The sequence below is a fragment of the Halococcus dombrowskii genome, assembly GCF_022870485.1.
In the GTDB taxonomy this organism is placed as follows: Archaea; Halobacteriota; Halobacteria; order Halobacteriales; family Halococcaceae; genus Halococcus; species Halococcus morrhuae.
Genome location: NZ_CP095006.1, coordinates 77051 through 89885 on the forward strand (window position 1 = coordinate 77051; position 12835 = coordinate 89885).

At 55.4% G+C, this 12835-nt stretch carries 11 protein-coding genes and 2 pseudogenes; 7 read left to right on the top strand and 6 right to left on the bottom strand.

What is annotated here, in order from left to right; genetic code table 11:
- Window positions 1-23 precede the first annotated feature (23 nt).
- Together MUK72_RS14720 and MUK72_RS20245 are read right to left on the bottom strand one after the other, a co-directional pair.
- Window positions 24-907, bottom strand: a protein-coding gene (locus MUK72_RS14720) for an IS1595 family transposase (protein WP_244705840.1) whose coding sequence is annotated in 2 segments (ribosomal slippage) — window positions 24-445 and window positions 445-907 — 885 coding nt in all. Because the reading frame shifts where the segments join, the coding sequence is not laid out codon by codon here.
- 82 nt (window positions 908-989) lie between these two features.
- A complete protein-coding gene (locus MUK72_RS20245) occupies window positions 990-1124 on the bottom strand; it encodes a hypothetical protein (RefSeq protein ID WP_280518328.1) in 135 nt (44 codons plus the stop codon).
- Window positions 1125-1666: 542 nt separating this feature from the next.
- On the opposite strand from MUK72_RS20245, the pseudogene MUK72_RS14725 reads away from it, so the two are divergent.
- The 3 genes and pseudogenes from MUK72_RS14725 to MUK72_RS14735 all read left to right on the top strand — a co-directional run.
- Window positions 1667-1895, top strand: a pseudogene (locus tag MUK72_RS14725) (RNA-guided endonuclease TnpB family protein); the annotation flags it as partial.
- Between the two features lie 1094 nt (window positions 1896-2989).
- The gene (locus MUK72_RS14730; RefSeq protein WP_244705842.1) at window positions 2990-3922 is read left to right on the top strand and encodes a ParA family protein; all 933 of its coding nucleotides are present in this window, start codon (window positions 2990-2992) and stop codon (window positions 3920-3922) included.
- Window positions 3915-4343 carry a hypothetical protein gene (locus MUK72_RS14735; RefSeq protein ID WP_244705844.1) on the top strand — a complete coding sequence of 143 codons (429 nt, stop codon included), beginning with the start codon at window positions 3915-3917 and terminating at the stop codon, window positions 4341-4343. Before MUK72_RS14730 ends, MUK72_RS14735 begins: the two co-directional genes overlap by 8 nt.
- A gap of 342 nt (window positions 4344-4685) precedes the next feature.
- On the opposite strand, the gene MUK72_RS14740 is transcribed toward MUK72_RS14735, so the two are convergent.
- Entirely contained in the window at window positions 4686-6110 is a 1425-nt protein-coding gene (locus MUK72_RS14740; RefSeq protein WP_244701885.1) for an IS4 family transposase, read from the bottom strand.
- Between the two features lie 276 nt (window positions 6111-6386).
- On the opposite strand from MUK72_RS14740, the gene MUK72_RS14745 reads away from it, so the two are divergent.
- Complete coding sequence (locus MUK72_RS14745; RefSeq protein WP_244705846.1) at window positions 6387-6785, top strand: SWIM zinc finger family protein; 399 nt, start codon at window positions 6387-6389, stop codon at window positions 6783-6785.
- Window positions 6749-6900: pseudogene (locus MUK72_RS14750) on the top strand (helix-turn-helix transcriptional regulator); the annotation flags it as partial. The gene MUK72_RS14745 and the pseudogene MUK72_RS14750, both read left to right, overlap by 37 nt.
- A gap of 196 nt (window positions 6901-7096) precedes the next feature.
- Here the strand turns inward: MUK72_RS14750 and tnpC (MUK72_RS14755) are convergent.
- Window positions 7097-8524 carry an IS66 family transposase gene (gene tnpC / locus MUK72_RS14755; protein ID WP_244705848.1) on the bottom strand — a complete coding sequence of 476 codons (1428 nt, stop codon included), beginning with the start codon at window positions 8522-8524 and terminating at the stop codon, window positions 7097-7099.
- Window positions 8525-8849: 325 nt separating this feature from the next.
- Window positions 8850-10286: an IS66 family transposase gene (gene tnpC, locus MUK72_RS14760; RefSeq protein ID WP_244705850.1), complete on the bottom strand. Its 1437-nt coding sequence runs from the start codon at window positions 10284-10286 to the stop codon at window positions 8850-8852.
- A gap of 302 nt (window positions 10287-10588) precedes the next feature.
- On the opposite strand from tnpC (MUK72_RS14760), the gene MUK72_RS20315 reads away from it, so the two are divergent.
- Both MUK72_RS20315 and MUK72_RS14770 read left to right on the top strand, forming a co-directional pair.
- The gene (locus MUK72_RS20315; RefSeq protein WP_342346240.1) at window positions 10589-10714 is read left to right on the top strand and encodes a DoxX family membrane protein; all 126 of its coding nucleotides are present in this window, start codon (window positions 10589-10591) and stop codon (window positions 10712-10714) included.
- Between the two features lie 187 nt (window positions 10715-10901).
- Window positions 10902-11327, top strand: coding sequence for a hypothetical protein (locus MUK72_RS14770; protein ID WP_244706057.1), 426 nt, complete (start codon window positions 10902-10904; stop codon window positions 11325-11327).
- A gap of 206 nt (window positions 11328-11533) precedes the next feature.
- On the opposite strand, the gene MUK72_RS14775 is transcribed toward MUK72_RS14770, so the two are convergent.
- The gene (locus MUK72_RS14775) at window positions 11534-12724 is read right to left on the bottom strand and encodes an ISH3 family transposase (RefSeq protein WP_049912841.1); all 1191 of its coding nucleotides are present in this window, start codon (window positions 12722-12724) and stop codon (window positions 11534-11536) included.
- Between the last annotated feature and the right edge of the window lie 111 nt (window positions 12725-12835).

Sequence of the window (12835 nt, forward strand, 5' to 3'; positions counted from 1 at the left end):
ATGTTCAGCCTAATACGGTACGCTCATCCCGATACATCGTAACACAGCAGTTTCTCGAACCAGTCGTTCGGTGAGTTGAGTTTCAGTCCGAGGAAGCCGAGGTATTTCTGGAGATGGTGCTTCGAGACCCCTCTAAACTTCGCCAGCCACTGGCGAAGGAAGCTATGGCGGTTCTCGCAAGTGTTCGTGTGAGCATCACCGATGACGTAGGTGTCGGAGTGAGTGACGGCCAGATGGCCGTCCACTCCCTCCTTGTCCTCGATGTCGTCGTAGATCGTGTAGCCGTCGGTGCAAAGGATCACGCTTCCGTCGCCGTACTCGGCGATATCTTCATCGGCGTTTTGCAGATCCTTACAGACGAGAAACCGAACTCGCCCGTCGTTCCGACGGACGAGTGTCAAGACTGGCGGTTTGTCTGCTGCGAAGGTCCCGCGTCCTTTTTTGAGAGTCCGCGCGAGCGCGGACTCCCGTCCTCGTCTTCGAGCCCTTTCTCACCAGCTGTGACGTAGACCTCGTCGGCTTCGCATACGCCGTAGAGGTCGAACTCGTCGATCTCACCGCTCACGTCCTGGACTTTGTGGACGAAGTTGAGGACAGCTTCGTAGTCGCGATCGAGGTCCCGAGCGATCTGAGCAGTCGGCTCAGATCGCATCTCCTTGACGGTGTAGAACATCTCTTCGAGGCCGAAGCGATGCTGGCCGAAGATCGTGTTCGTGAGGTCGTTGAAGTAGGTCTCGCACGCCTTACACCAGTATTGCTGGGCGTCTTTGCCGGTCGTACCCCGCTTGACGACAGCATCTTTCTCGCAGTGGACACACGTCACCGTCTCGCCGAATCGGGCGAGACGGAGACGCTCGAAGCATCGCTCACGCGGTGGAAGGAAGACCTGAGCTGACTCCTCGTCCATCGTTGACCGCCATGTGATCGCCAGCAGAATTGATGTTACGGTCTACCGGGATGAGCGTCAAATTGTACATAAGGTCTGACAGTCACTCGCCGCTCGTGACAGGAACGCGGTGGACACGATCGGAGTCGAGGAGATCGCGAGCGGTGTCGATCATGTCCGCCGTCCTGTGCGAGTCGTTGACGTGGATGGCCACAAGAGCGTCGGCGTACTTGGCCATCTCCTCGTTTCGAATGGGGAACTTGACGCCCGACCGTGAGTATCTTCAAACACCTCACCCTTCTGGGGTGCATAGATTGCCCCGTGTCGCGCCGAACGAATGGATCCACACTGGCTCTGCCCAGATTCACTCACTGCCAGCAAGTTGCGACGAAGCGTTTTCTCCCCTGACAACCCCCACCGTCGAACTGTTCCGCTTCGTATGCTTAGCCACAGTGATTCCCGATGGAAAGGCGATTCGTCCTCTAGCGCTGGGAGATAGGCTCCGATCATCGACGAGGTGAGTTCTGGGTCTTTGCCCGCGATGTCCCCGGCCTGGAATTACTGACAGCCGTTGCCGTACTTGTCGCTGTCTAAGAACGGACAACTGCGTTTTGAACGCGCTATTTGCGTGGTCGCGGTTCATCGGATGTCGTCATGGTCCCTTTTGCTGCTCACGGTCTTCAATGGCATTCATCAGCTGGCTTCTGCCTGTCAGCGCTGCCTACTTGTATATTTCAGGGTGAACGTGCTGTCTGGCTTATCGAATAAATTTGGGCTGGCCGCCGCGAGCTGCCTGATTTCAAGCAGTGGTGGACGGACCTGCAAGACGTGTATTCGCGCACCTTGCAGGTTGTGGTCGAACGTCTCTACGACAACCTCAAAGGGTTGTCGCGACTGAAAGAGGAAGGCTCATGTCGGTAGCCTGAACTGGAAAGTGTCACGAGAGTTTCGGTCGTTCACGTACAGCCAGCGCGGCTTCAAGCTCAACAAGGGCAGTCACACTGTTCTCCACCCGACGTTTCACGGTTCCTGCAAGTCGCGTCATCGAATAGGCAAACACCACTCTCAAGCGCTCGTCGTGGTGCGTAGGCGAACGGTAGGATGGGGAGGAAGTCACCGCGCTGTACGACTCTTTCACCGGCCCGTCACTGGGAAATGCAGTTGATGGGAATGGTTCGTCACGGCATCGTCGTCGGTCTGAAGAACTGCCTCTCGAGAGCTCTTCATAGAGATCAACGAAGCACAGCAGGATGAGAAGAACGACGCGGACGCGTCATCGCTCCTCCTTCGGGAACGGTGGGCACGAGCGTTCGGGCGGCACAGTGATCGGATTCTTCCCCGAGTCGCCAAGCGACTCGGCTATGAACCGCCGAAGTTGGTCGAATCGCTGATGAACGATGCACTGGACCCGAACGCTCACCGACTCTTGTTGCTCGACGAGGTGCAACACGAACCGTTTGATGTGGCCTCGCGTAATCCAGCGTAAGCGGACTGGATTCGTGGGACTCCACAGCTACAGCACTCGCGTTCATCGAGGATTTCGGAGCGTTCACCACCGTGAGCGCTCCTGAGCACATACTGATCCTGTGATCGTCGCCAACGAACAGTCCCGTTCTCCTGTTGAAGAGCAGATTCCAGCCTAATTCGTCGCGGTCACGTCGGGATTAGCCTAGAATGGATACCCTTCCCCCCAATAACCATGGCAAATAAATGTTATATTTTGTGAAGCCCTTGATATGAATGCTCTTGGAACTAAGTAAGCTAAGCTGACTAAGCTATGTTAGCAGACTTAGTTGGCTTAGCATACTAAGCTGACTTAGTGGAGTGAACACACTTAGCAGGTTATGCATAGCTTACTTTGTGTGCTGATGCAGCAAAACTCGCAAACTTTGCTGGGTACTTACAGTTCGCTGACTTATGTCTGACAAAGATTTATTTTCCGACCCAGCACAGGCAGAGTGTGGAGCACGTATCATCGGATAACTGCTCACAGGTGATCAGGAGGTCCCAGCGGCCAGAACCGCTAATTTCGGGCGAACAGCATCCCAGGGTCGATAATTATCCGGTCGCACTGGCTACACCGGTCGTGCCACAATACCAATCATGAGTACCGATTCACTTGAATTCCAGGAAGAGAAGGCAAAGCCGATTACGGGACAGGCAGTGAGCGTGAATATGCTAAAGGGGGGTGTGGGAAAGTCGCTCCTCGCGCTCAATCTCGCCGATCGGCTGTCTCAGCATGGCCACGACGTCCTGTTCATGGACCTCGACCCAAATGGCCATATCACCGAGAGTCTTGGCTATCACGATGTCTTTGAGGATCCAACACACGACCTCACGAATATCGTTATTCACGAGTACGGCGAGTTCGATGAGTACATCTTCCCCACTGGCTGGGAATGGGATTTCGTTCCGGCATCGGTCAAACTGAGCACTCTGGAGAGCGAACTCAGCGATAACAGTATCACGCTCCTAAAGAAGAATTTCACACAGCCTCTTCTCAACGACGGTAAGTACGATTACATAATCATGGATGGTGGGGGAGAGTGGAGCCATATCGCCAAGGCCGCGTATGGTGCGGCTGGACGAACGATTATCCCCATCCCACCAGGTGATATGAATCGGGCCGGGTTCAAACGAACATACAAGCGGGTTGTCGACAAGATGCCTGAACAGATGGATTTCAAGATCCTTGCGATCGTCCCGAACATGATCAGTGAGTACCTCAAGCACGACAAAGCAGATAGACGCCTTATCGAGAGTCTCAACCACTCAGAGCAATTCTCTCGGTATCTCCCCTCATTTGCGCGCATTCCGTCGGAGGACTGGGATGCGATCGATGCCGGGGAAATGGATCCCCCGAAACCAGGGCTCCGAAAGAATTCCACACTCGAAAACGCCTTAGAGGAAGAGAACATGCCGTTCGGTCGGTATCTCGAAAAGCAGGATTCGGTGAGTCAGAACGACCGGAAGACACTCAATCATCTAGATGAGCTGGTTCGCATCGTTGAGCAGGAGGGAGTTGCTAATGAGTGAGGGCGAGTTCGATGAATTCGTCGACCTTGATGGAGAAGAAGGTGGAAGTCATACCCCGAAAAAACCACGAGACGACTCCAAGGACCAAGACACCCCTCAACCATCGTCTCAAGCTGGAGTATCGGAACAGCAGAGCAGTGAAGAGGCAACCTCGCCGATCGAGAATCAGACAGAGAAGATCTCTGACAGTACTCCGATGGGGTGGGATCGCGAGCAATTTGCAATGTTCTTCAAAGAAGACGATGTCTTCGAGTACGAGAATCTGATTTACGACGCTGAAGGCCGTCTGAAGCGCCAGTACAGAGTCAGAAACAGCAAACGATACGAACTTGATCAGGCATTTATCGATCTGATTATGGATCGTGTGGATCCAGACGAGGTTGCGGATCAAGTCATCGAAAATCGGGGCTTCGACATCTGAGAACAGCGCAACTGCTAACTCAACCGTACGTAGTCGCCAGGCCTGATTCGATATTAGGTGCCCTCGACACAGCAACTGAGGCCGATCGTATCTGCTGCCGTGAAACGACACAGAGTATAACATCAGATCTGTCTTGACATCTTCCCCGCCCTGAAGGGCTGTCTCTTACCCATAACTCAGCGTTCTCAAGATAAATCATCTAATTCTGGTTTGAAGATATGAAATTAGTCAATATACTCTCACGAGTAAGACAGACTCACGGTTTCGAACAGGAATCAGTCTGCAAAACGGGGAATTATCTGAGTTCACAGTGAGTTCAGCTGAATGAGCGGCCGCTGGCGCTCATTCAGCACCGAGTTCGTAGCCTTCAGCCCACATCCGGAGCTTCTGAAGCCCTTTCCACATCGTCTGCCATCCTGGTGGAGGATCAGAGCCACGGTCCAGATATCCGCCAAGCTTCGCTACACTTACAGCGTAGGCTTTGCCGTTTTGACCGCTCAGTTCTGGAAATTTCGTTTCCAGAACTGCGCGCTCGGCCTCGCTCAACAAGACTTCTGGAGCAACCGATGGTTCTCCACGAGCTAGTTCTCGTAACTCCAGTACCTTCCACGCGATCACTGAGTACACACTCAGTAACACCTCCATACGCTCCCACGTCTGAAGTTGACGTTCTTCGAACCCACAGCCAGTCTTCAACGCTTTATGCCAATCTTCGATTCGCCAGCGAGCACGGTAATACTCAATGATGGTTAGAGCATCGTCGAAGTCTTCGACCGATTCAGTGGTGAGTAACACCCACTGAATCGGGTCATCGCTCTCGCTGATCTCGTCGATTCTCACGACGTTCACCGTGACCGGATCTTTACCAGCAGAATCGTTCCGGGGTGGAAGAAGGTCACATGTTCCTGTTGCAATCGACAACTCTGCTTGCCGTGCCTGTCTTCCGCCACCTTGCTGGATCTCGATGGTCGTGCGACCTTCCTGAGGAAGGTCGCCACTCCAGTCGAAGAGTTTGTCTAACTCACCGTCGTCCGTGTGTATCCGTCGATTTTGATTGGCTCGGACAACAAAGCCAGTGTTGTCCATCGTTTTGTTGAGTTCAGTGTACAACGAGAATGCGTCTCCGCCTCGGTCGTGGACGAAAATCGGCCGCACGTCTTCGGGAAGCCACTCGGTGGCTTCCCTGTCACCACGAATCCATTTCTCCTGTTCATTCTCAAGGAGAATTGACTCATCTTTCCCATTCGTGTCGTACGTATTGCCTGATTGTTGGTCTTCGATCAGCACCTGCTGATCGATGATCCCAGTCATACGCTGTGTTTCCGGGAGAATTCCAACCGAGGTATGGACTTTGACGCCTTCAACATCGATGTCAGCAGAGCTAATGTCACCAAGGCCCTCTTTAGCTGGGTGGCGAGGAAAGGTGAGATAGGTGGTGTCGGAGACGACCAACAGCTCGTCTCCGTCACCCAACCGTGAGTGCTGTGTTTGCTTGTGAGCAGAGAGAACCTCGTTGGGTTCCACACTGTCATTATCGCAGAATCGGTATGTAGCCTTTGTGGAGGCCCAGTCTTCGCAGGCGGCTGGGATGGACTCGGCAGGTGAACTGCCGAGTTCATCACCGATCTGGACTAATCGATCCGTGAGACGCTTATCGCCGAGATCAGCCGCCCGAAACTCCGTACGAATCCAATCTGATACATCCATATCATACAGTTCGCCATTCTCATCCAGTTTCGGTCGCCACCCCCTCGAACGACGCTCCATCTTTCGGTCTCAGTTCGTCAGCTACCGCGATAGCATTTGTGGGTAAAAGACAGCCCTGAAGGGCGAGGCTTTACGCCTGACTTTCACGTAATAGCTATCCAAGAGTATGAGTGACGGGCCGTGGCCCTGACGGAAACGATCGTTAGAGAACTAGCCAGATCTAAATCATATGATCGTGGACAGTCATACTACGAACGAGGAGCAGTCAGCAACGTGATTCGGGATGGTGAGACAATTAGAGCCAATGTCGAAGGGAGCCAGTATCAGCCCTATACGGTGACCATCGAATTCGACGACGCTGACGTCGCTCGGACCGTCTCTTCCTGCCCGTACGACCACGGTGGAATCTACAAGCATCGCGTTGTTGTGTTGTTGACGTACATCCGCGATCCTGAGTGGGTGAGTAACTGCCGACCGATTGCAGAGCTGATCGCCGACGCGAATCCAGAGATACTGCAGAATCTGCTTGTCGAGCTCGTCGACAGTCATCCGGAGATAGCTGACTGGGTTGAAACCTGTCTCACTACAACTAACGACGATATAGACACTAACTCATCGGTCTCGGCGAGTCTCGACTCGATTCGTCGGCAGGCAAATCACGTGCTGCCAAAGCCGGGACAGAGAGGATATACTGATCCTACGCTGACCTCGACGAACTGGTCGAGAAAGGACTGATTGAGAAGGACGAACACAACAGCGGACCAATTACTACAGACTTACTCAGCGTGGTCACCGCGAGATCGACGCGCGCCGCGAGTGGGAAGACCAGTACGTCGCCGCCGAAGCCTAGAGGCGATTGTCTGACACAGGTTTATATGCACCAAGCCAAAATGAGGGTATGAACCGAGAACGGCGTATTCCGCCGTTCGCCGAAGATGCTCTCGCCGTCTTGAACGAGGCAGTCTGTAATGTCGATGACAGGCTACGGAAAACCGAAGCAAAAGCTGTGTTGGTTGCCGATGACCGCTTTACTGAAGTGTACGTGTTTACTCCGAGGACGCAACAGCGGGTACAGCCTGAGATCGTGAAATCAGCTCATTGTCCCGGGCGACTCGCTTGAACTCTTCGTAGGGATTGCGTCCCTGCTGGCGCCAGGTCGCCAGCAGGGACAGCAGTGTCTCATGCACGAACATACCGTGGTCGTTCCGAAGTGTTCCAATGATCTTCCGGAGAACCACCGGCTCACGAAGCGCACTTTCAGCGGCGTTGTTCGTCGGAGAGACCGCTGGCTCACCGATGAAGGTGAGCCAGTGGTCGAGGCCTCCTTCGATCTTTCCGAGTAGTGTTGCCACTGGTCCGTCGGGAACTGACCGCTCTATCAGCGATTCAAGCTCTCTCCGCGCCACACGCTGGAGATCTGCTCGCTCACGGACTGTCAAGTCGCTCTCCAGCCGGGTCTGGAGAGCGACGTACAACTGTTTGAGGGCACGGTAGATCGGTTCGCCTTCTGCCTGCTTCTCGGCGGCATCTTCAGCTTCCCGTAGAATATGCGCCCAACACCGCTGGAGGTTGCTGCTGAAGGCAGGATATGCCGTCCACCCATCACAGACGACCGTTCCCGCGAAGTCCTCGCCGAGGACTTCTGCGGGAACATCACTCCCTCTACTCTCCCTGACCGCGTACAGCGTGTGGTTCTCGGTGGTGAACGTCCAGATCCATGCCTGTTCACCGTCTCGTTTGATTCCAGTCTCGTCAACGTGGACAACGTCAGCTTGCTGTATCTGGTTACGGATCTGCTCATACTCACAGCGACCGGCGCGCGCAGCGCGCTCGGTCGCGTGCCACGCGGACGCGCCTGAGAGTTCCAGCCCGTGCAGTTGCTCGAAACGGTCACCGATCTTCCGGTAAGGAAGGCGGTGATCATACCGAGAAAGTGCTGACTGAGCGATGACGTTCACCCCGAACTGCCCCCTATCGGGACAGTCGGGGTGTGAGGCGACAGTCTCTGTCCCACAGGAGTGACACTCGTAGTGGTGGCGGTTGTACTGGGTGACCTCTGGTGGCTGTGGATCTGGGAGTTCCTCGACGAGTCGGGGGCTGACGCCCGCCGACTCGTCAAATTGTTCGCCACACTCAGGACAACAGTCACACGTGACCTCGATTTCTTGGTCAGGGTCAGGAGCGTCGCGCCATTCTGGCTCGTGTCCGGCTTTTCGACCAGGCGTGCCGCCGTCAGTACGCGGCTGTTCGTCGTCCTCGTCCCCATCGGACGAGGACGACTCTTCATCGCCTGGTTGTTCCTTGCTTGGCGGAGTATGCGGTCCCTCGTACCACCGGAGTTTGGCCCTGAGATGCTTGTTCTCCTTCCGGAGCTCTTCGAGCTCCTCAACCTGTTCCCGAAGCTGCTGGTTCTCTTCTTCAAGCGCAGCAAGGCGGTCGAGTATCTCCTCTTTGGTTGGCTCTGACGGAGTCATAACCAGACGAGACGGGATGGTCTCCGGATCGGAGACCATCCCTCGAAGATGAACTCGTTCGCCTGTTGCATCGACCTACTGCACTACTCGTACGGGTCCTAGGAGAGACTACCGAAATCGCTCGGGGCTAAACACGTACACTGAAGTCAATGCCGAGTACGCGCTCGATCTTCTCCAGAATCGCGGTTACATCTACTATGTCGGTGAGTGCATGCGCATCATTCCCACCGATAGATAGCAACAAGAGCGAACGCTGGTGCCTCCGCTCTTGAACTGGTATATGGCATTCAAAGTGAACGATAATGGACCAGTGAATCGTACGTGTTTACCCCGAGGATGCAACAGCGGGTACAGCCTGAGCTCGTGAAATCATCTTGTTGTTTCGGGCGATTCGCTTGAACTCTTCGTAGGGATTGCGTCCCTGCTGGCGGCAGGTCGCCAGCAGGGACAGCAGCGTCTCATGCACGAACATACCGCGGTCGTTTCGAAGTGTTCCAATGAGCTTCCGGAGAACCACCGGCTCACGAAGCGCATTTTCAGCGGCGTTGTTCGTCGGAGAGACCGCTGGCTCACCGATGAAGGTGAGCCAGTGGTCGAGGCCTCCTTCGATCTTTCCGAGTAGTGTTGCCACTGGTCCGTCGGGAACTGCCCGCTCTATCAGCGATTCAAGCTCTCTCCGCGCCACACGCTGGAGTTCTGCTCGCTCACGGACCGTCAAGTCGCTCTCCAGCCGGGTCTGGAGAGCGACGTACAGCTGTTTGAGGGCACGGTAGATCGGTTCGCCTTCTGCCTGCTTCTCGGCGGCGTCTTCAGCCTCCCGTAGAATATGCGCCCAACACCGCTGGAGGTTGCTGCTGAAGGCCGGATATGCCGTCCAGCCATCACAGACGACCGTTCCCGCGAAGTCCTCGCCGAGGACTTCTGCGGGAACATCACTTCCTCTACTCTCCCTGACCGCGTACAGCGTGTGGTTCTCAGTGGTGAACGTCCAGATCCATGCCTGTTCCCCGTCTCGTTTGATTCCAGTCTCGTCAACGTGGACAACGTCGGCTTGCTGTATCTGGTAGCGGATCTGTTCGTACTCACAGCGACCGGCGCGCGCAGCGCGCTCGGTCGCGTGCCACGCGGACGCGCCTGAGAGTTCCAGCCCGTGCAGTTGCTCGAAGCGGTCGCCGATCTTCCGGTAGGGAAGGCGGTGATCGTACCGAGAAAGTGCTGACTGAGCGATGACGTTCACCCCGAACTGCCCTTTGTCGGGGCAGTCGGGGTGTGAGGCGACAGTCTCTGTCCCACAGGAGTGACACTCGTAGTGGTGGCGGTTGTACTGGGTGACCTCTGGCGGCTGTGGGTCTGGGAGTTCCTCGACGAGTCGGGGGCTGACGCCCGCCGACTCGTCAAATTGTTCGCCACACTCAGGACAACAGTCACACGTGACCTCGATTTCTTGGTCAGGATCAGGAGCATCGCGCCATTCTGGCTCGTGTCCGGCTTTTCGACCAGGCGTGCCGCCGTCAGTACGCGGCTGTTCGTCGTCCTCGTCCCCATCGGACGAGGACGACTCTTCATCGCCTGGTTGTTCCTTGCTTGGCGGTGTATGCGGTCCTTCGTACCACCGGACCTTGGCTCTGAGCCGCTTGTTCTCCTTACGGAGTTGCTGATTTTCTTGCTTGAGCTCCTCATTCTCCTGCTCAAGTTCATCTACGCGATTCTCGAGAGCAGTGATCCGCTCAAGCAGTTGCTCCACTTTCTCGTCAGTGACCATCACGACTCTCCCCGGCTAGTGCAGACGACACGGGACGGTCTCCCTGCCGGAGACCGTCCCTCGGAGCACACCCTGTCGTCTGCATTGCTCTACTGCGAGGTCAGGAGCAACTTACGAGAGAGTGGCGAAATCGTTCTGGGGGTAAACACGTACGGTTTAGCGTTAAGCCGCCTTGCATTGGGAATCATCTTCGTCGTATCCGGTGTTGGCAAGGTATTCGCTATTGGCCCGAAAACGTCGAGCATCGAGGCATTCGCTATTGCGCTTGTCCAGTTTGGAATTCCACTCTTTATTGTCGCCGCATGGGCATTGGAGTGCTTGAACTGGTAGGGGGGGGGGTACTTCTGCTGATCGGCTTGTTCACTCGCGTTGTCGCGGCTTTGCTTGCCGTTGACATGGCTGTGGCGACCGTGCTGGTTCCTTCCTAATGAATTTATAAGTACCGAATAAGGAGTACGAGTACACGCTCGCCCCCACGCTCAGTGCGCTCGGTCTCGCACTCAGTGGCCCTGGTGCGACCTCGGTCAAACGGACATTCGCCCGGACGGGTTCGTCTACAAGTGGGGGTCAGCGCTCGTTAGTAGTGTTCATCCGAATCGAACTAGAAACGTCGCTATGCCAGCATGGGCGAATCCTGAAGCACGAAAGAAGGTCGAGTCACTACTCACAGGCGGTGGGGAGGTTCTACGGGCTATTGACAAGGGAGCAGACACCGAAGAGGAAATCGCTACTCACATCGAGGAATCAGCCGACGCGATACCCCCTGAAGCACGGGCTGCACTCCTGTGTGCTCACGAAAACGCTGCGGTGATGCAGTTCCTTCAGAACGGTCCTGCGTCGAAAGAGGAGCTTGCCACGAAGCTCCACGAGCTTGAAACCCGGGTTGACGATGGCCTCGTTACCCATCTCGATTACCTCGGCGCCACTGTTGATGAGATGATAGCCAATCTCAGCGGGCACAACATGGTTCACGCTCGGTCGAACGGCGAGATTAAGCTCACGACGTATGGGAACGATATCTTCCAAGTCTATACTCGCTAGTTGTCCACTCTATCGATAACGCTGGCAGCAAAAGCCCGGTTTCACACCGGAGTGACGCCGAAAAAGAGACAAAGAACCCGACGAACGCTGCGGAGGAGCCAGAAGATATCGGATCAGATACGTATTCCTGCCGTGGCTGTCACTGAGACCACTCCCAGAACAGAGCTGTCGCTCCTCGCCAGCCTCGCTTCACGAAGCGAGGCGGCTCAGCCGAGTCCGTGCTCGTGTCCTGCTGGCAGTCCCTCTCCGTTCGTTCGATGCTTCTTCTTCCAGTTGAGCTCATCGTCCAACACCTCCTCGATTCCGTGGAGAAACGCATCACTGAACGCGAACTCTGTCGGGAGTGCTCGCCCACCACGTCGTGGCTGGGCGAGCACTGCCCACTGCAACACGATCCACAACTGCTCTAACAAGAAGCCAACACCCACGTAGAACAGCCGAATTGTCGTGGACGGCGTCGTTGTCAGTGCTCGCGCTTCCCGGAATTTCTCGTAGCTCTTCTCGATCCGTGACCGGTTGTTGTAGATCCGTGCTACTTGCGTCGGCGTGCGGTCTTCCAGACCGTACGCCGCGTATCCCGTCTGTTTGAGTCCTGATTTCCCTCGATCGCCGTTTTGGTACGTGACGTTCACCGCCAGTGGATACGTTTGCTCATGCGGTTTTCCTTCGCAAATCGTCTCCTCAGTCATGTACGACTTATTCGTTGTCAGCTTCTCCTCCAGCGAGTCTTTCCCGGTTTTCACCGGAAAGACTGGCGGCGCTGCCTCACGAAGCACACCGATCAGCTCTCCGTTGTAGGCTGCTCTGTCGATGAGAATCCGCTCAATCTCGAATGGATACGTCTCGACGCGGGCGAGCAGGCGCTCGACCGCGTCTGCCTTGTTATCATCGCCGTCAACTGGTTCGACCGCCAGCGTCAGCGGCTTCCCTTGTGCAAGGACGAACGCTGTGCAGTAGCGATGACACTTCGTGGTACCATCACGGGCTTGCATCCGGCGGAACTCGTCTTCATCCTCCGGATGACCATGGAACGGGTTGTCCATGAAATCGATACAGACGGTTCTCGACCCGCTGCGGTCGAGAACCGTCATCGCCACCAACGCAAGGATATCGTTGACAGCATCAAGCATCGGCTCGTTCTCCAGCGTGTGCAACCAATCCATCACGGTCTCCCGATTTGGTGTGTCCTCGGTGTTTGTCGTGACGCCGTTGACCGATGTCGTATCAACAGCAGCCCGTAGCACGACTTCCATGATTTCCTCGGAATCGAGGCCGGAGCCCTCGATTCCTTCCAACGGTATCAGCTCAAGCAATTCCATGCTAAGAGACTTCAACTGACCGTTCGAAATGAACTCGTCCGGATCTGTGAGGATGCGCTTGAGCTTTGGGAGCTTCATCACACAGAAATCAGGACAGCGGCTGAATCAGGCGACTGATTCAGTCATATCATTCTGACTACTACATGTCATCAACCGGGCTGTTGAGCCAGAGTGGACAACTAGCGATAC